General features: G+C 57.0%; 18 protein-coding genes. 10 read left to right on the plus strand and 8 right to left on the minus strand.

Annotated elements, in window-relative coordinates; translation table 11 throughout:
- Positions 1-10: 10 nt before the first annotated feature.
- The 3 genes from cpaB to FN806_RS13420 form a co-directional block, all read right to left on the minus strand.
- Positions 11-892, minus strand: a complete 882-nt coding sequence (cpaB, locus tag FN806_RS13410; RefSeq protein ID WP_142637972.1) for a Flp pilus assembly protein CpaB — start codon at positions 890-892, stop codon at positions 11-13.
- A 143-nt stretch (positions 893-1,035) separates the two neighbouring features.
- Positions 1,036-1,245 (minus strand): hypothetical protein, encoded by a 210-nt coding sequence (locus FN806_RS13415; protein WP_142637974.1) that lies wholly within the window; start codon positions 1,243-1,245, stop codon positions 1,036-1,038.
- 81 nt (positions 1,246-1,326) lie between these two features.
- A complete protein-coding gene (locus FN806_RS13420; protein ID WP_142637976.1) occupies positions 1,327-1,533 on the minus strand; it encodes a hypothetical protein in 207 nt (68 codons plus the stop codon).
- A 352-nt stretch (positions 1,534-1,885) separates the two neighbouring features.
- Here FN806_RS13420 and FN806_RS13425 point away from each other — a divergent pair, with 352 nt between their 5' ends.
- Positions 1,886-2,752, plus strand: a complete 867-nt coding sequence (locus FN806_RS13425) for a lytic transglycosylase domain-containing protein (RefSeq protein ID WP_142637978.1) — start codon at positions 1,886-1,888, stop codon at positions 2,750-2,752.
- A 43-nt stretch (positions 2,753-2,795) separates the two neighbouring features.
- Here the strand turns inward: FN806_RS13425 and FN806_RS13430 are convergent, their stop codons facing one another.
- The 5 genes from FN806_RS13430 to tldD form a co-directional block, all read right to left on the minus strand.
- Complete coding sequence (locus tag FN806_RS13430; RefSeq protein ID WP_142637980.1) at positions 2,796-3,422, minus strand: 3-oxoacid CoA-transferase subunit B; 627 nt, start codon at positions 3,420-3,422, stop codon at positions 2,796-2,798.
- Positions 3,422-4,126 carry a CoA transferase subunit A gene (locus FN806_RS13435; protein ID WP_142637982.1) on the minus strand — a complete coding sequence of 235 codons (705 nt, stop codon included), beginning with the start codon at positions 4,124-4,126 and terminating at the stop codon, positions 3,422-3,424. The genes FN806_RS13430 and FN806_RS13435 overlap by 1 nt, the downstream gene beginning before the upstream one ends.
- Positions 4,127-4,217: 91 nt before the next feature.
- Complete coding sequence (gene topA / locus FN806_RS13440; RefSeq protein ID WP_142637984.1) at positions 4,218-6,851, minus strand: type I DNA topoisomerase; 2,634 nt, start codon at positions 6,849-6,851, stop codon at positions 4,218-4,220.
- A 150-nt stretch (positions 6,852-7,001) separates the two neighbouring features.
- Entirely contained in the window at positions 7,002-8,132 is a 1,131-nt protein-coding gene (dprA, locus tag FN806_RS13445; protein ID WP_142637986.1) for a DNA-processing protein DprA, read from the minus strand.
- A 238-nt stretch (positions 8,133-8,370) separates the two neighbouring features.
- Positions 8,371-9,792, minus strand: a complete 1,422-nt coding sequence (tldD, locus tag FN806_RS13450) for a metalloprotease TldD (RefSeq protein WP_142637988.1) — start codon at positions 9,790-9,792, stop codon at positions 8,371-8,373.
- Positions 9,793-9,968: 176 nt separating this feature from the next.
- On the opposite strand from tldD, the gene coxB reads away from it, so the two are divergent.
- From coxB to FN806_RS13490, 9 genes are all read left to right on the plus strand, one after another.
- A complete protein-coding gene (gene coxB / locus FN806_RS13455; RefSeq protein WP_142637990.1) occupies positions 9,969-10,880 on the plus strand; it encodes a cytochrome c oxidase subunit II in 912 nt (303 codons plus the stop codon).
- An 87-nt stretch (positions 10,881-10,967) separates the two neighbouring features.
- Complete coding sequence (gene cyoE, locus FN806_RS13460) at positions 10,968-11,924, plus strand: heme o synthase (RefSeq protein ID WP_142637992.1); 957 nt, start codon at positions 10,968-10,970, stop codon at positions 11,922-11,924.
- Positions 11,921-12,082: a hypothetical protein gene (locus FN806_RS20495; RefSeq protein WP_185956706.1), complete on the plus strand. Its 162-nt coding sequence runs from the start codon at positions 11,921-11,923 to the stop codon at positions 12,080-12,082. Before cyoE ends, FN806_RS20495 begins: the two co-directional genes overlap by 4 nt.
- On the plus strand, positions 12,082-12,657 hold the full coding sequence (locus FN806_RS13465) for a cytochrome c oxidase assembly protein (protein ID WP_142637994.1): 576 nt from the start codon (positions 12,082-12,084) through the stop codon (positions 12,655-12,657). The genes FN806_RS20495 and FN806_RS13465 overlap by 1 nt, the downstream gene beginning before the upstream one ends.
- Positions 12,658-12,679: 22 nt before the next feature.
- On the plus strand, positions 12,680-13,495 hold the full coding sequence (locus FN806_RS13470; protein WP_142637996.1) for a cytochrome c oxidase subunit 3: 816 nt from the start codon (positions 12,680-12,682) through the stop codon (positions 13,493-13,495).
- Positions 13,496-13,650: 155 nt separating this feature from the next.
- Positions 13,651-14,328, plus strand: a complete 678-nt coding sequence (locus FN806_RS13475; protein ID WP_142637998.1) for an SURF1 family protein — start codon at positions 13,651-13,653, stop codon at positions 14,326-14,328.
- Positions 14,325-15,713 (plus strand): threonine synthase, encoded by a 1,389-nt coding sequence (thrC, locus tag FN806_RS13480; protein ID WP_142638000.1) that lies wholly within the window; start codon positions 14,325-14,327, stop codon positions 15,711-15,713. Before FN806_RS13475 ends, thrC begins: the two co-directional genes overlap by 4 nt.
- Positions 15,710-16,972 carry a M16 family metallopeptidase gene (locus FN806_RS13485; protein WP_142638002.1) on the plus strand — a complete coding sequence of 421 codons (1,263 nt, stop codon included), beginning with the start codon at positions 15,710-15,712 and terminating at the stop codon, positions 16,970-16,972. Before thrC ends, FN806_RS13485 begins: the two co-directional genes overlap by 4 nt.
- On the plus strand, positions 16,972-17,556 hold the full coding sequence (locus FN806_RS13490) for a GNAT family N-acetyltransferase (protein ID WP_142638004.1): 585 nt from the start codon (positions 16,972-16,974) through the stop codon (positions 17,554-17,556). Before FN806_RS13485 ends, FN806_RS13490 begins: the two co-directional genes overlap by 1 nt.
- Positions 17,557-17,653: the final 97 nt, after the last annotated feature.

Below are 17,653 nucleotides of genomic sequence, written 5' to 3' on the forward strand. Positions count from 1 at the left end.
TGATTTTCTGTTAATTTGTGCAGGGTGTTACTATTCCCGTGTCGACGATCTCGGCACCGCGGCGCGTCTTGACCGTACAGACCTCTTCCGCGATTTTGGGTGCCACGGGGACGACATCTTTAATGCCCAGAAGTTTTCTTTGGTCAACTTCGACCGCGCTTGCGATTGTGTCGTCTTGCACGCCAACCAGCGCCAAAGACAGGCGGCCGGTGTTCTGAGCCTGAGCCAGTGCCGCGATTTGTTCCGGAGTAGCAGCGACCGTAACGGTGCGCGCGATCGTGGCTCCGGTCAGATCGGACCCGGCGCTCTGGTCAACAGCGATCAACTCAATGCTGGTTTGAATCAGGCGGGTGATTTCGCCGCGCGACCCATCGATTCCGCCACCATACGAACCGGTCCAATAAACATCGATACTGTCACCAGGGCGAAGGAAGCCGGATACGCCCGAGGCAACGTCCACGCTGATTGCAAATGCGCGCTTACCTTTCGCGATTCGTGATGTCAGACCCGCTGCCTCGCCTGGTTTGGTTACTTTGACCTCCATCAGGGCTTCGTCTTTTTCCATGGTCCTCAGAACGAAGCGGTCGCCACTGGCGTCCTCTGGAAACAGGACGGCCATTTCAAGGAAGCTTCCTTCGGGAATTGCATCTTCAGGCCATTTCACGATCCGCACATCTTCTGCGGCCAGACGCTCACCATATTTAAGAGCACGGTTCGAAACCAGAACGTCCACCGTCGGGACGGACTTAACATTTGCCAATGCTTCCTGAGCCGCCAAACGTTCTCTGGCCAATTCCGCCTGATACTGAGAAATATAGTCCCGCGCCATATAAACGGCTCCTCCTGCCAGAGCCACCCCAACAATCAGGACAAGTCCAAATACTGCACGCATGCGCGTTCCCTCGATTATTTGTATGCGATGTCAGTCGTCATAGGGAATACGACTTCAACTGACTATTGGTTACAGGAGAATTGTGTCGAAAAGGGGGACAATGAAGTATTTTTTTGACGCCCGTGTCCTTAGTGCCAGATTGATCAATCTGATTCCGATGCCTGTTCCTGATTCGCAGAATAGACCTCTATACCGCGAAGTGCGTTACCCGTCTCGGTATCGACGTGTTGTACCCCGCCCGTCAAATTGAATACGGTGACAAGTCCAAGGCCGACCAGCGCAGCAGTAAGCACCACCCAATCAACGGTGATTGCGCCATGTTCCCCGGATAAGAATTTTGAAATACCCTTCATCGCAGGACCTCGTCTTTTTTCTATAAAAAAGGGGGCCGCGATCTGACGAGCGCAGCCCCCTTCAAAATTCTATCTAAATAATTACGGGGTTGTTGGGCCCGCGTTAGGTGCAGTAACAACAACACCCGTCAGGGCGGTGTCAATGTCGCCAGCCAGATCGTCGACACCGTCGCTAACCTGTGTCCAAGCAACAGCGGCCAGGCCAACAACAGCTGCGGTCAGAACGACCCAGTCTACTGTTACGGCGCCGTCTTCGTCAGTGGTGAAGTTCTTGATGAACTTGATCATGTTACGTCCCTCCTAAAGGATCTAATAAGTCTAATGAACCTCGGCGTCTTCCAGAGCTTCGTCTCTCAGTCCGCTCCCGATCGTCTCGGTATGGCATTATGTTTGCCTGTTGGGCGTGGCAGGAATTGGGCCAAACCCCAAATTTTTGTGCCTCAGCTTAACTTTTTGGTAGCTTTCCGATTAACTAATTGAAATTAAATAAATAAAAATAATCCCTTCGTACGAGTACCGATAAAACCCGATGCAAAATGGCGCCAAATGAGGCGAAATTGCCCCAATTCACATTGTTTTTCTGGCCTTACAGACAGATTCGGGGTTCAAATCGACGCAAAAGAGAACATGAGGCAGGCAAATGAATCTCCGGAACGCAATAACTTGCGCCGGCTTGGCGCTGGCAGTGGTGTCCGCACCTGTGTCTGTCTCCGCCAACGAAGTCGAACCGCGTGGCGTATATAAACGGATCAAAGCAGCCAAGCCCGGTCAGCGCCCGCGCATTACCGTTCAGATATCGCCTACAGAACATGCCTCAGCACCTTCGGCGCCCAGCACAGGGGCTGAGATCGTAGTTCCTGAGATTATCGCGAGGACACGTGTTACGCCTCCGGGGCTTCCGGGAATTTCGCCGCAAAACAAACCCGTCGGGTCATATAAAGCGTTCTGGGACAGGATCTCACCCGGGATAGATGAGGCCAGTTCGGGTCGTTTGCAGGATTCGATAAATGCGCTTGCCGCCATAAACGTAGCCTCGCCCCGATTGCAGACGCTTCAGAATATTGCTCAGCGGCAGGGGATCGACATTTTACGCTCGACCGTAGGGACAAATGTGTCGCCTGCGTTGGTGCTGGCCGTCATCTCGGTTGAATCGGCAGGCCGGGAGAAGGCGGAAAGTTCGGCCGGGGCGCAGGGGCTGATGCAGCTTATGCCCGCGACCGCGAAACGATTTGGGGTCGAGGACAGCCTTCACCCGGGGCAGAACATCTCGGGCGGAGTGAAATACCTGAACTGGCTGATGGAAGAGTTTGGAAACGACCCGATCCTGGTCCTGGCCGGATATAATGCGGGCGAGGGTGCGGTTCGCAAACATGGTGGTGTACCGCCTTATGCGGAAACACGGGACTATGTGCCCAAGGTTCTCGCGGCTTTTCAGGTGGCGCGAGCGCTGTGTTCGACACCGCCCGAGTTGATTTCTGACGGGTGCGTGTTTCAGGCTCTTAATTGACCAAGGCCCACACTGAAGTGGGCCTTGCCATTAGGTGAATTGATCAGTCGACAATCGTCGCCTGTGTCGCGGCGCGCATCTCATCTTCGCTGACACCATCTGCGAGCTCTACGATCTTCAGGCCGCCATCGACCACATCCAGAACTCCAAAATTGGTGATGATGCGATCCACAACACCCTTGCCGGTCAGCGGCAGGGTGCACTCTTTCAGCACTTTCGATTCACCGTGTTTGTTGGTGTGATCCATAACCACGATCACACGTCCGACACCTGCAACCAAATCCATCGCGCCGCCCATGCCTTTGACCAGCTTGCCGGGAATCATCCAGTTGGCCAGATCGCCTTTTTCATCCACTTCCATGGCACCCAGGATTGCCGCGGCGATTTTGCCGCCCCGGATCATGGCGAAAGACGTAGCGCTGTCGAAATAAGCAGTCCGAGACAGTTCGGTGATCGTCTGCTTGCCTGCGTTGATCAGATCCGGGTCTTCGTCGCCCTCGAAAGGAAAGGGACCCATACCAAGCATTCCGTTTTCAGATTGCAGGGTGATATCCTTGTCGCCAACATAATTTGCCACCAGCGTCGGGATACCGATGCCGAGGTTTACATACATGCCGTCTTCGAGCTCTTGCGCTGCGCGGGCGGCCATCTGATTCCGGTCCCAGGGCATTATGCGTCCTCCTTCTTGCGGGTGGTGCGCTGTTCGATGCGCTTTTCGTGATTGCCCTGAATGATACGATGCACGTAAATTCCAGGTAGGTGGATCATGTCAGGGTCCAGAGAGCCACGGGGCACGATCTCTTCAACTTCGACCACACAGATCTTACCGCAAGTGGCGGCGGGCACGTTGAAGTTTCGGGCGGTTTTGCGGAACACCAGATTGCCGGTGTCGTCGGCTTTCCACGCCTTGATAATCGCCAGATCTGCAAAAATACCTTCTTCGAGAATATAGGTCTCGCCGTTGAAGTCCTTGTGTTCTTTGCCATCGGCGATAACGGTGCCTACGCCCGTTTTTGTGTAGAAACCCGGGATCCCGGCACCACCTGCGCGCATCCGTTCGGCCAGGGTGCCTTGAGGGTTGAATTCCAGTTCAAGCTCACCGCTGAGGTACTGACGCATGAATTCGGCGTTTTCGCCCACATATGAACTGATCATCTTTTTGACCTGCTTCGTTTGCAGCAGGATACCGATACCGAAATCGTCCACGCCCGCATTGTTCGAGGCAAAGGTCAGGTCTTTGGCACCCGAGGTCTTGATTGCCTCAAGCAGCAGCTCGGGAATCCCGCACAGGCCAAACCCGCCAGCGGCGATCAACATGCCATCCGAAAGTACGCCATCGAGCGCTTCGTTGGCATTGGCATAGATTTTCTTCATGGAAAACTCCCCCAATGAGATGGTGTTGGGCAGGTTGTGCCGTCACGTCACGGGGAAGTCAATGAAACCGGGCGAAGGGTGGTATTTCTACCTAACCGGCCTTCTTGGTTGTCTTCTTGGCGGCTTTTTTCTTGGGCGCCGCCTTTTTCTTGGTCCCTTTCAGGGCCGCGCGCTCATTGACCAGTTCGATGGCCATTTCCTGCGTTACGTCCTCGGGTTTGATGTCCTTGGGAATGGTCGCGTTGACCTTTTCCCACTTCACATATGGACCATACCGCCCATCCAGAACCTGCATTGCGCCACCATCGGGATGTTCCCCCAGTTCTTTCAGCGCTTTGGCCGCAGCCCGGCGTCCGCGCCCCGGATTGGAGCGCTTTTCAGCAAGCAATTCGACCGCGCGGTTCATACCGATCTCGAACACGTCATTGGGGTCTTTGAGGTTTGCATAAACCGGTTTGGCCTCATCCGCCAGCTGGTGCATCAGATATGGTCCGAACCGCCCGAAATTCGAGCTGATCATACCGCCCTCGGGGTGCTCACCAATCTGGCGGGGCAGGGATAGCAATGTCAGCGCCTTGTCCAGATCCATATCATCCTTGCTCCAGCCACGTGGCAGCGAGGCGCGCGGAGGTTTCTTGTTCTCAGGCGTTGGCTCTCCACGTTGAACATAAGGTCCGAACCGACCGGTCTTCAGCCAGATATCATCACCTGAATCTTCACCCAGCAGGCGCTCTTCACCCTCGGCACCTTCACCGGCGATAGGACGGGTATAGGTGCATTCGGGATAGTTGCCACAGCCGACGAACCCGCCAGTGCGTGAAGTTTTCAGGTGCAACTGGCCCGCGCCGCATTTCGGACAGACACGCGGGTCAGATCCATCCTCGCGTGGCGGATAGAGCTGCGGTGCCAGTGCTTCGTCCAGTTTGTCCAGCACTTCGGAAATGCGCAGTTCCGATGTCTCGCCAATCGCGGCCGAGAAGTCGCGCCAGAATTTGCTCAGCAGATCCTTATAGTCCCGATCACCTGCACTCACATCGTCCAGCTGTTCTTCCAGATTGGCGGTGAATTCATAACCGACATACTGACGGAAGAAGTTCAGCAGAAAAATCGTGACGATCCGCCCCTTTTCTTCGGGGATCAGCCGGTTCTTGTCCTTGCGTACATATTCCCGGTCCTGAATCGTTGTGACAATCGAGGCATAGGTCGACGGTCGCCCGATCCCCAACTCTTCCATCCGCTTGACCAGCGTCGCCTCGGTATAGCGCGGCGGCGGTTGAGTGTGATGTTGCAGCGCCAGAACTGATTCATTGTCTGACAGAATAGCCTCTTTCGCGGCCCGGTCCGTGCCATCGCTTGTCGCTTTGGTGAACTGATCCCGCAACGTGGTTTTAGAGAACCGTGCAGGGTCGCCCTGCATGATCTGGGGCAGGCGTTTGTCATCCTCATCGGCGACATCATCGCGGCCTTCTTCATAGACACGCATGAACCCGTCAAACATCACCACCTGACCGGTCGCGCGCAGGCCAACCTGCCCATCTTCGCTTCCGATTTCGACAGTTGTGCGTTCCAGCCGGGCAGCGGCCATCTGGCAGGCAATGGTGCGTTTCCAGATCAGGTCATAGAGCTTGCGCTGATCGTCGTCCGTTACCTTCAGCGCTTTGGCATCGCGGGTCATATCCGTAGGCCGGATGCATTCGTGGGCTTCCTGCGCGTTCTTTGCCTTGTTCTTATAGATGCGAGGGCTGTCCGGCACATATTCCGCGCCATAGCGGTCGGCGATGGTCTCGCGCGTAGCCGCCACGGCCTCGGGGGCCATGTCGATGCCATCGGTTCGCATATAGGTAATGTAGCCGGCTTCATACAAGCGCTGTGCCACTTGCATCGCGTGACGCGCACCCATGCCGAACTTGCGGCTGGCCTCTTGCTGTAGGGTCGAGGTCATGAAGGGTGCGCTGGGATTTCGAGCGGCGGGTTTCGCCTCGACCGAAGTGACACTGAGCGCGCGGCTGGTGATCGCCTGCACCGCCAGTTCGGCCTGGGTTGAGTTGGACAGATCGTGCTTGTCCAGCTTTTTACCGGCCAGTGTGACCAGGCGTGCCTCATAGGTCTGACCACGGGGTGTTTCGAACAGGGCGCGCACCGACCAGTATTCCACCGGTTTGAACGCCTCGATTTCCATCTCTCGCTCGACAATCAGGCGCAGGCAGACAGACTGCACGCGGCCTGCGGATTTTGCACCAGGCAGTTTGCGCCACAAGACGGGCGACAGGTTAAACCCCACAAGATAATCCAGGGCACGGCGGGCCAGATAGGCCTCGACAAGTGGCATGTCCACCTGACGGGGGTTTCGCATCGCCTCGGTCACTGCGTCCTTAGTGATGGCGTTGAAGGTCACCCGGCTGACAGGCGTATCCTTTTTGATCGACCGGCGTTTGGTCAGTGCTTCCTGCAAATGCCAACTGATCGCTTCACCCTCACGATCGGGGTCGGTGGCGAGGATCAGGGCGTTGTCTTCTTTCAGCGCGTCGGCGATGGCTTTGACATGTTTGCGGCTGTCGTTCCCGACCTCCCATTTCATCGCAAACTCATCCTCGGTATCGACCGAGCCATCTTTGGGCGGCAGATCTCGAACATGGCCGTAAGACGCCAGAACCGTGTAGTCCGGGCCAAGATATTTATTGATTGTTTTGGCCTTGGCAGGGGATTCTACAACAACAACAGGCATTTAAGGGGAAACCTCGCTCGACGGAATTGGCGCCTTCTATGAGTGTGCAAGATGTGTAGGGCAAGAGCGAATTGTCAATGCGTTCCTTTGAAAGCAAGGATTTATACGCGATTTCAATGGGATAAATGTGTAAGCTTGGATATCCAACACTCAGGCGGTCAATGACAGAAGACCCCCGGGTTGGCGTTGAATACGTCCGTCCAGTTCCAGATCGACCAAAACCGGGGCAATTTCACCCGCCGTTGCCTCAACATCGCGGATCAACTGGTCTTCGGCGATAGGAGAGGGGCCGAGCCGGGTCAAAATTAGGCGTTCCAGGTCATTGGTTGAGCATGGTGTGCGGGGTAAATTCTTTTGGAGCATTTGCTGGGGTTCGAATAGGTTCGCTTGCTGCGGTAGCGCTTCGATCACATCTTCTGCAGACCTTATCAAAGTAGCACCGTCGCGGATCAGCAGGTTGCAGCCAGCCGCACGCGCGTCAAACGGGTGTCCGGGCACAGCCAGAACATCGCGCCCCTGGTCCAAGGCGTCGCGCGCTGTAATCAGGCTGCCGGATTTGGCGGCGGCTTCGACCACAATAACGGCCTTTGCCAGGCCCGAGATGATCCGGTTACGACGCGGGAAATGGCGCGCCTGTGGCGTGACGCCCATGGGTTGCTCCGAGACGCGCAGCCCGGAACCTGCGATTTCAGCGACAAGATCGGTATTTACAGCAGGGTAAACCACGTCGACCCCCCCCGCCATAACGGCGATGGTGCCTGTTTCAACCGTGGCTAGGTGCGCCGCGGTATCAATCCCGCGGGCCAGGCCAGAAACGATCACATAACCCTGTTTTCCCAGATCGGTCGCCAATCCGCGCGCCATTCGCGCGCCCAGAGATGAGCAGTTGCGGGCACCGACCATAGCGACCGAGGGGCGCTGTAAAAGAGAGGTGTCACCGATTGCCCACAACATTGGCGGAGCATCATTCAGATCATGTAAAGCGGATGGGAAATCGGCGGACCCTAGGCACAAAAGCCGCGCATTGGCAGCTTTTGCGGCCTTGAGTTCCGCCTCAATCACGCCGGGCGGGCAGATTTCATACCCTTCTATTCCGGCAGCGCGTGCCATTTCCGGCAGCGCGGCCAGCGCATTCTGCGCCGAGCCATGTTCGCGAAGCAGCCGCCGAAACGTCGCCGGGCCCACTTTGCGAGAACGCAACAGACGAAGCCAGGAAAACCGATCCTCTTCCGTGGTGGGTGGGAGTGTGGGGTGATTGGAAGAAAGCTGCTCTTCGGTCATCCGTTGCTCCGTCTGATTGCAGAACTGGTTTACGGCTGCCAGGGTTAACAGCGTGTGAATCCCGTCAAATTTTCCGGATATATTTCGAGGCTCGGGTGTCTCAGTTGCGTAGGTTGTTGAAAAACAACGGCAAAAAATACAGCCGAGTCGGAAGTCGGAAAACACCTCTCCGCAAAGTATCAATGCATATCCAAAGCGGGCGTTAACCCTGCGCTTTGGAAGCAGTGACCGATTCTAATTAGGCCGCCGATCCGCCAATCGTCAGCCCATCCATCAGGACCGTAGGTTGGCCAACGCCCACAGGCACCCATTGACCATCCTTGCCGCAAGTGCCCATTCCCGGATCCAAGGCCATGTCGTTGCCCAACCCGCGAACGCGTTTGAGGGCAGAGGGGCCATCGCCAATCAATGTTGCCCCTTTGACCGGCGCGCCGATTTTGCCGTTTTCAACCCGGTATGCCTCGGTACAGGAAAACACAAATTTGCCGTTGGTGATATCCACCTGACCGCCGCCAAAGCCTACGGCCCAGATGCCATCCTTTATATCGGCTACCAAAGCGGCGGGATCGGCATCGCCACCCAGCATGATTGTATTTGTCATCCGTGGCATTGGTTTATGGGCATAGCTTTGACGCCGCCCATTCCCGGTTGGCGCAACACCCATCAGACGGGCGTTCTGGCGATCCTGCATATATCCGGTCAGGATGCCGTCTTCGATCAGCACCGTGCGCGAACTGGGTGTGCCCTCATCATCGACGCTGATTGATCCGCGCCGGTCGGCGATTGTGCCGTCATCAACGACCGTGACGCCTTTGGAGGCGATCTGTTGACCCATCAGCCCGGCAAAGGCGGAACTGCCCTTGCGGTTGAAATCCCCTTCAAGGCCGTGGCCAATTGCTTCGTGCAGCAAGATGCCAGGCCAGCCAGGGCCCAGTGCTACCTCCATCACGCCCGCAGGGGCGGGAACAGCCTCGAGGTTGACCATGGCGATGCGAAGGGCCTCGCGGGCTTTATCCTGCCAGTCGGTTGGGTCGATCAGCCCGTCCAGGCCGATCCGGCCACCTCCACCGGTCGAGCCGCTCTCACGACGGCCGTTCTGTTCTACGATGACCGAGATATTCAACCGGGTCATGGGGCGGACATCGCGGACCAGAATGCCGTCAGGGCGTAGAATCTCAACCTCCTGCACCGCAGCAGCAATAGTGGCGCTGACCTGTACTACACGCGGATCAAGATCACGGGCAAAGGCGTCAATCTCGCGCAATGTTTCGATTTTGACGGGGAAGCTGGCAGATTCGATCGGGTCTTCGTCTGTATAAAGGCGCTTGTTGGTGGCCCGGGGGGCATCAGCTAGCGTTCCGCCACCATCACCGACCGCCAGCCGCGCGGTCTCGGCGGCCCGTTTCAGGGCAGGAATCGAGACGTCCGTTGAATGCGCATAGCCTGCCACTTCGCCCTGCACGGCGCGCAGGCCGAAACCTTCGGACGCGTCATAAGAAGCGGTCCGCAAGCGCCCGTCATCAAAGACCAGAGACTCGGATTTCCGGCGTTCAACGTACAGTTCTCCGTCCTCGGCCCCGGCGGTGGCGGATTGCAGTACCGCAAGCGCTTCGTCATGTGGAAGAGCGCTTTCAAACGGGCGAAACGGGTCGTTGGGCATCTCTTGGGACCTTTCGAGTTTGATCCAGATCAAAAATAGCGTCTGTTTGACGCAAGCATTTTGCTTTATCTACCCGCAGGAATATGGTTTTTAACGCGGCCAAAGACAACGGGTGAGGTGTGGCCGATTCACACCTTTTCGCCAGGGACGCAAAGATCAAACGATCAGGACAGAAAATGAAGAACGCTTTGAAGCTTTCGGGGCTTATGACAGCCCTCTCCAGCCTTCCCGCCATGGCTCAGGAGCTTGAGATTATTGGTCAGCCGGTTGACGGCGGTATAGGATTCCAGCCTGCAGCCACTAGCCTTGCCGAGGGGATTCATCGCCTGGATAATATGATTCTGGTGATTATTACCGCGATCTGCATATTCGTTGCGGGCCTGCTGGTTTACTGCATCATGCGTTATAACCAACGCGTCAACCCGACCCCGGCGCGATTCTCGCACTATACTCCGGTCGAGATCGTCTGGACGTTGGGTCCGATTCTGATTCTGGTATTCATCGGTGCTTTCTCTCTGCCGGTTCTGTTCAAGCAGCAGGAAATTCCCGAAGGTGATGTCGTTATCAAGGTTGTCGGCAACCAGTGGTATTGGACATATGAGTATGTCGATCACGATTTTGCATTCGACAGCTATCTGCTCGGCCATCCGGCCACGTTGGACGAAGGTACCCGCCCCGCCGATGCGGACGTGACGGCGTTTGTCCTGGATGACGCGATGCGGGCCAAGCTGGCAGACGCAGGGTATAGCGACGATGAGTGGCTGCTGGCCACCGACACAGCGGTAGTTGTCCCGGTTGGCAAGGTCATCGTGATGCAAGTTACTGCGTCCGACGTGATCCATTCCTGGACCATTCCATCCTTCGGTGTGAAGCAGGACGGTGTACCAGGACGCCTGGCCGAGCTGTGGTTTGAGGCCGAAAAGGAAGGCATCTATTTCGGCCAGTGTTCGGAACTGTGCGGCAAAGACCATGCCTATATGCCGATCACTGTCAAAGTTGTCAGCCAAGAGGCGTATGACGCGTGGCTGAAAGGTGCGATCGACGAGTATGCGGGCCTGCCGCAGAACTATCAGGTCGCTTCGAACTGATTTCAGTAAGGGCGGGATGCGTCCCGCCTGCTACAAGATGCAGGCTGTGCGAGAGATCGCACAGCCTTCGCCCCAAAAGGACCCGAGATGAGCGACGCAAGCATCAATGCAAGCCAAACGACCGCCCAAGCGTATGCGAATGAGGCCAGCTTTGGCGATTACTTCGCCCTGCTGAAGCCGCGCGTGATGTCGCTGGTTGTATTCACGGCGCTTGTTGGTCTGCTGGCAGCGCCGGTACCGGTACATCCGTTCGTTGGGTTCTGCGCGATATTGTTCATTGCCATCGGAGGTGGCGCATCCGGCGCGCTGAACATGTGGTGGGATGCAGATATCGACCGCGTTATGAAGCGCACCAAAGGTCGCCCCATACCGTCGGGCAAGGTACAAGAAGGCGAAGCGATGGCCTTGGGCCTGGCACTGTCCGGCCTGTCGGTGATCATGTTGGGTCTTGCAACCAACTGGTTCGCCGGAGCCTTTCTGGGCTTCACCATCTTCTTCTATGTCGTTGTCTACACGATGTGGCTCAAGCGCTCGACGCCACAGAACATCGTGATTGGCGGCGCAGCTGGGGCTTTCCCGCCGGTCATCGGTTGGGTCGCTGCAACCGGATCCATGTCCGTCGAACCTTGGCTGATGTTTGCCCTCACCTTCATGTGGACGCCGCCGCATTTCTGGGCGCTGGCCCTGTTTATGCGGTCGGATTACGACGATGCGGGTGTGCCGATGTTGACGGTAACCCATGGTCGGCGGGCGACGCGCTGGCATATTCTGGTCTACACCGTTCTGCTGGCAGTGCTTGCGATTGGAACCGGCTTTTCGGCAATCGGCGGTCCGATCTATCTGACTGTCGCTATTGTACTGAACGCGTTGTTCCTGCGCGGAGCATGGGCAATCTCGCGTCGGACCGAGGATGACTCCGAGGCTGATAACTTCAAAGTTGAGCGTGGCTTTTTCAAGCTCTCGCTGCTGTATCTTTTCCTGCATTTCGGCGCGATCCTTGCCGAAGCACTGCTGAAGCCTTACGGGCTGGGAGGCTGGGCATGAGCCTGCGCAAAAGCCATGAGTTGCATCAACGTCGGTTCAGCCGAAATCTGGGCGTTGGCCTGACGCTTGCTGCATTCATCGTGCTGATCTTTGGGCTGACGATCGTCAAAGTCTCAGGGACCGATTTTAACAGGGCCATGCAAGAGGTGCAGAACTGATGGCGCTCACGGGGCCGCAAAAAACCGTCGTGCAAACTGTCGGCGTTGTTGTTCTGATGGGCAGTCTCGCCTGGGCTTCGGTACCGTTTTACGACTGGTTTTGCCGGGTCACCGGGTATGGCGGCACAACCGGAGTGGCTGAAGCCGCGCCAGAGGACATCCTTGAGCGCACTGTTACCGTTCGCTTTGACGCCTCAAAGGCGAAAGACATGGCCTGGGAATTTAAGCCGGTCGAGCGCCAGATGGAAATCCGCATCGGTGAAACGGGCCTGGCCTTCTATGAGGCATATAACCCCACGGACCGCCCGATTGCCGGTCAGGCTTCTTACAACGTTGCGCCTTATTCGGCCGGTGGGTATTTCCAGAAGATCGCCTGTTTCTGTTTTGAAGAACAGGTGTTGCAACCCGGAGAACGGGTTCAGATGCCGGTGAGCTTTTTCGTCGATCCCGAAATGGTCGAGGATCTGGAAGCCAAATATGTGCATACGATCACTCTGTCGTATACATTCTACGAAATTGACCTGCCCGAGGGCTATGCCGCCCTTGATGTTCAGGCTGATACAAACAAGAACTAACGCCTGTAGGTGAGGGACGCTGATGGCACACGCAAAAAATCATGATTACCACATTCTGACCCCTTCGATCTGGCCACTGATCGGCGCCGCGGGCGGCTTTGTAATGTTGTTCGGGGCCGTCCTCTGGATGCACGGCGTCACCTCCTACATGTTCTGGGCCGGTCTTGTTGCGGTTCTTTACACCATGTTCGCCTGGTGGTCCGAAGTGGTGGCCGAAAGCCGTGTAGGCGATCACACGCCGGTCGTGCGCATTGGCCTGCGCTATGGGTTCATCCTGTTCGTGATGTCCGAGGTGATGTTCTTCTTCGCCTGGTTCTGGTCGTTCTTCAAACACCGTATGTACCCGATGTACGACTATGCGGGCACCGAGTACATCCAGCCGGATATCCACGCGGTTGACCCGTTCCACTTGCCGCTGATCAACACGCTGGTCCTGCTGCTTTCGGGCTGTGCCATCACCTGGGCGCACCACGCGCTGGTGCATGACAATGACCGCAAGGCGCTGATCAACGGCCTAGCTATTGGTATCGTTTTGGGCATCGCCTTTACCGCTCTGCAGGGCTTTGAGTACTACGAATTGCTGGCTCATGAGGGCTGGAAATTCGGTGGTGATCAGTTCTATTCGAACTTCTTCATGGCAACCGGCTTTCACGGCTTTCACGTGATTATCGGCACCATCTTCTTGTCGGTCTGTTTGATCCGGGCACTGAAGGGTGATTTCACGCCGGAAAAGCACGTCGGTTTCGAGGCCGCGGCCTGGTACTGGCACTTTGTTGACGTTGTCTGGCTGTTCCTGTTCTTCGCAGTCTATATCTGGGGACAAGCCCCTTTGATCTGACGCCGGACCGGTAAAAAAATTGCAAAAGCCGCCCCCACGGGCGGCTTTTTCTCTATCAGGGTGCAAGATTGCACCCGATACAAATGGGTGGTTGCAATTCAGTTCACACCGCCCTTAACAAGACGCCGGTTTCTGCAACAAGGTTTGACCCCGCCATGCGCCGCATAACTTTCCTGCTGATCTTCGGGCTCGCCGGTCTGGGCGTACTTGTGTCGCTGGGCGTCTGGCAGGTACAGCGGCTTGGGTGGAAACAAGACGTGTTGGCCGAGATTAACGACCGGATCTCCGCCGAACCTGTTTCCCTGCCGCAGCAGCCTTCCGAGACACGGGACAAGTACTTACCGGTTTTCGTCCAGGGTGAGATGCAGCCGGGTGAAATCCATGTTCTGGTTTCGGTGAAACAAGTAGGCGCTGGCTATCGAGTTATCCAAGCTTTCGATACTGGCGACCGGACTATTCTGGTCGATCGCGGTTTTATCCCAACCACTGCCAAACAGGTTGAAAGACATACCGGGCAGATCGAACTGACGGGCAATCTGCACTGGCCGGATGAGATCGACGGCTATACGCCCGAACCCGATTTGTCTGCTAATATCTGGTTTGCCCGCGATGTTCCCGCTCTTGCCGCAGCTCTGGGAACCGACCCGGTTCTGCTGATCGCACGGTCCCAAACCGATCCGAATGTGACCCCTCTGCCAGTGGACACTGCGGGCATCCCGAATGATCATCTGGGATACGCGATCACATGGTTTGGCCTGGCTTTGGTCTGGGCTGCGATGACTGGTTATTTCCTGTGGCGCGGTCGCGCCCCATCAGAAAGTGAAGCGCAATGAAATATGTCTCAACCCGCGGGCAGGCGCCCGAACTGAGTTTTGAAGAGGCGATGCTGACCGGGCTGGCCCGCGACGGCGGCCTGTATCTGCCCGCCGAGATCCCGGTGATGAGCCAGGATGACATCGCTGCTTTGGCCGGCCTGTCCTATGAGGAGATCGCCTTTCGTGTGATGTGGCCCTATGTCAGCGGATCATTTGGGGAAGATGAGTTCAAACAGATCATTGCCCGCGCCTATAAAGGGTTCGGCCATGACGCCCGCGCACCGTTGAAGCAGTTGAACGAGAACCACTTCCTGCTGGAGTTGTTTCACGGCCCGACACTGGCCTTCAAAGACTTCGCCATGCAGCTAATCGGTCAGTTGTTCCAGGTAGCGCTGAAGCGTCGCGGGGATCGGGTGACTATCGTGGGCGCGACCAGCGGTGATACCGGTTCTGCCGCGATTGAGGCGTTCCGGGGGCTGGATGCGGTAGACGTGTTTATCCTGTATCCGCATGGCCGCGTTTCGGAGGTGCAGCGTCGTCAGATGACCACACCTTCGGACAGCAATGTGCATGCTCTGGCCGTCGACGGGGACTTTGACGACTGTCAGGCCGCGCTGAAAGATATGTTCAACGATTTCGACTTCCGTGACGGTGTGAAACTGGCGGGGGTGAACTCGATCAACTTCGCCCGCGTGCTGGCACAGATCGTCTATTACTTCTCAGCTGCGGTCAGCCTTGGCGCGCCACATCGCAAGGTCAGCTTTACCGTGCCTACGGGTAATTTCGGGGACATCTTTGCGGGCTATCTGGCCAAACGCATGGGATTGCCGATTGACCGCTTGGTAGTGGCGACCAACCAGAATGACATTCTGCATCGGTGTCTGGCAGGCGAAGGGTATTTCAAGGGAGACACGATCCCTTCGATCAGTCCTTCGATGGATATTCAGGTCAGCTCGAACTTTGAACGGGCGCTGTATTATGCCTATGACGAGGATGGCAATTCTGTGGCTCAGCTGATGGACGAGCTGAAGACGGGCGGCTTCAATGTCAGCCAAGGCGCGATGGAAGCGTTGCGCGAAAGCTTCGACTCGGGCCGCGTGTCCGAAGAGGAAACACTGGCGACGATCACAGCCACGCTGGCCCACAGCACCGAACTGGTCTGCCCCCATACTGCCGTGGGTATCAAAGTTGCCGAGGAGCACCGCGACGCGAACGTCCCGATGATCACTTTGGCGACTGCACACCCGGCCAAGTTCCCGGCTGCGGTCGAGAATGCGAGTGGCGTACATCCGCCTCTTCCCTCTCGCATGTCTGATCTGTATGAACGTCCGGAACGGGTGACCCGCATCGCCAATGATCTGGGCGCCCTTGAGGATCATATCAAAGGGCATATCGCCGAGTGACTGTCAGACAAGACCAACTGAAGAACGGCTTCCGTATCGTCAGTGAACATATGCCGGGGCTGCAATCTGCGGCCATAGGCATCTGGGTAACCGCCGGTGCGCGCAATGAGCGGATCGAACAGAATGGCATAGCCCATTTCCTTGAGCATATGGCGTTCAAGGGAACCAAACGGCGATCCGCGCTGCAAATTGCCGAAGCGATCGAGGATGTGGGCGGGTATATCAACGCCTATACTTCGCGCGAGGTGACGGCATATTACGCGCGCGTTCTAAAAGACGATGTGGCGCTGGCGATGGATGTCATCGGTGACATCGTCCTGAACCCGATCTTCGATCCGCGCGAGATTGAGGTCGAACGCGGTGTGATCCTACAGGAAATCGGTCAGGCCTATGACACGCCCGACGATGTAATCTTTGACTGGCTGCAAGAGCAAAGCTATCACGATCAGCCCTTGGGCCGGACCATACTTGGCCCCACTGAACGCGTCAGCGCATTCTCGCGCGAGGATCTGTCGGGTTTCGTGGCCGAGCATTATGGCCCTGAACAGATGATCCTATCCGCTGCTGGTGCGGTGGATCACGATGCACTGATGAAAACGGCCGAAGAGATGTTTGGTCACCTGCAACCACGAAAGGGTTTGATCCCTGAAGTGGCCCGATTTACCGGTGGTGAGGCGCGGCAGGAGAAAGAACTGGAGCAAGCTCATTTCGCTTTGGCGCTGGAAAGCCCCGGCTATCGCGACGACGCGATCTATACCGCGCAGATTTATTCGACCGCGCTGGGCGGGGGTATGTCTTCGCGCTTGTTTCAGGAAGTTCGGGAAACACGCGGGCTTTGCTATACGATCTTTGCCCAGGCCGGCGCCTATGCCGACACGGGCACTACCACGATCTACGCGGGCACATCTGCGGATCAGATCGGTGAGTTGGCGACGATCACCATTGACGAAATGAAGCGTGCCGCCGAGGATATGAGCCCCGAAGAGGTCGCCCGTGCTCGTGCGCAAATGAAGGCCGGAATGCTGATGGGGCTGGAAAGCCCCTCGAACCGGGCCGAGCGTCTGGCGCGTCTGGTGCAGATCTGGGGACGGGTGCCGTCGCTTGAGGATACAGTCGCCAAGATTGACGCGGTCAGCACCGAAGATGTCCGCAGCTTTGCCGAACAGATAGCAGCACAAGCGCCAGCGGCGCTGGCGCTGTATGGTCCGGTATCAGGTGCACCCACACTCGCGGACTTGCAGGAGAGGCGCGCGGCGTGATGCTTCTGGGCAGACGCAAGCTGAAACTTGAAACCGAGCGGCTCAGCTTGCGCCCGCCCGTGCACTCCGACTTTAATGACTGGGCAGCGCTGCGGCGCTCGTCCAGAGATTTTCTGACCCAGTGGGAGCCGATCTGGGCTTCGGATCATCTGAGCCGGAAGTCCTTTACCAACCGGGTCTACTGGGCGCAGCGATCTGTTGCGAGCGGGACGGCGATTCCGTTGTTCCTGTTCCGGCGCTCTGATGATCTGCTGGTTGGTGCGATCACGCTGGACAATGTGCGCCGTGGCCCGGCACAGGCTGGGACCCTGGGCTATTGGACCGGTCAGGCTTTTGCCCGCAACGGCTATATGCGCGAAGCTATTGGCGCGGTGGTCCATCATGCCTTCACGCGGTTGGACCTGAGTCGGATCGAGGCGGCGTGTTTGCCCGAAAACAAACCTTCGCGTAGGTTGCTGGAAAGCTCGGGCTTTAAATACGAAGGCGTGGCGCAGTCCTATCTGCAGATCGACGGGCGCTGGCGAACGCATGTGTTATATGCCTGCCTGCGGTCAGACCGGCGCGGGAAGACCGAAGCCGGGTAGGTGGCCTCGGTGAGGCCATTGGGGCTCTGCCCCAAACCCCGAGGTATTTTTGGCCAGATGAACTAGGGGCATGACTTGGCGGGCTCTTGCGCTACAA

It is taken from the genome of Ruegeria faecimaris (genome assembly GCF_900182615.1).
GTDB lineage: Bacteria > Pseudomonadota > Alphaproteobacteria > Rhodobacterales > Rhodobacteraceae > Ruegeria > Ruegeria faecimaris.

Coding starts and splice junctions, on each gene's coding strand:
- cpaB (WP_142637972.1), bottom strand. CDS start 892: ATGCGTGCAGTATTTGGACTTGTCCTGATTGTTGGGGTGGCTCTGGCA.
- FN806_RS13415 (WP_142637974.1), bottom strand. CDS start 1,245: ATGAAGGGTATTTCAAAATTCTTATCCGGGGAACATGGCGCAATCACC.
- FN806_RS13420 (WP_142637976.1), bottom strand. CDS start 1,533: ATGATCAAGTTCATCAAGAACTTCACCACTGACGAAGACGGCGCCGTA.
- FN806_RS13425 (WP_142637978.1), top strand. CDS start 1,886: ATGAATCTCCGGAACGCAATAACTTGCGCCGGCTTGGCGCTGGCAGTG.
- FN806_RS13430 (WP_142637980.1), bottom strand. CDS start 3,422: ATGCCCTGGGACCGGAATCAGATGGCCGCCCGCGCAGCGCAAGAGCTC.
- FN806_RS13435 (WP_142637982.1), bottom strand. CDS start 4,126: ATGAAGAAAATCTATGCCAATGCCAACGAAGCGCTCGATGGCGTACTT.
- topA (WP_142637984.1), bottom strand. CDS start 6,851: ATGCCTGTTGTTGTTGTAGAATCCCCTGCCAAGGCCAAAACAATCAAT.
- dprA (WP_142637986.1), bottom strand. CDS start 8,132: ATGACCGAAGAGCAGCTTTCTTCCAATCACCCCACACTCCCACCCACC.
- tldD (WP_142637988.1), bottom strand. CDS start 9,792: ATGCCCAACGACCCGTTTCGCCCGTTTGAAAGCGCTCTTCCACATGAC.
- coxB (WP_142637990.1), top strand. CDS start 9,969: ATGAAGAACGCTTTGAAGCTTTCGGGGCTTATGACAGCCCTCTCCAGC.
- cyoE (WP_142637992.1), top strand. CDS start 10,968: ATGAGCGACGCAAGCATCAATGCAAGCCAAACGACCGCCCAAGCGTAT.
- FN806_RS20495 (WP_185956706.1), top strand. CDS start 11,921: ATGAGCCTGCGCAAAAGCCATGAGTTGCATCAACGTCGGTTCAGCCGA.
- FN806_RS13465 (WP_142637994.1), top strand. CDS start 12,082: ATGGCGCTCACGGGGCCGCAAAAAACCGTCGTGCAAACTGTCGGCGTT.
- FN806_RS13470 (WP_142637996.1), top strand. CDS start 12,680: ATGGCACACGCAAAAAATCATGATTACCACATTCTGACCCCTTCGATC.
- FN806_RS13475 (WP_142637998.1), top strand. CDS start 13,651: ATGCGCCGCATAACTTTCCTGCTGATCTTCGGGCTCGCCGGTCTGGGC.
- thrC (WP_142638000.1), top strand. CDS start 14,325: ATGAAATATGTCTCAACCCGCGGGCAGGCGCCCGAACTGAGTTTTGAA.
- FN806_RS13490 (WP_142638004.1), top strand. CDS start 16,972: ATGCTTCTGGGCAGACGCAAGCTGAAACTTGAAACCGAGCGGCTCAGC.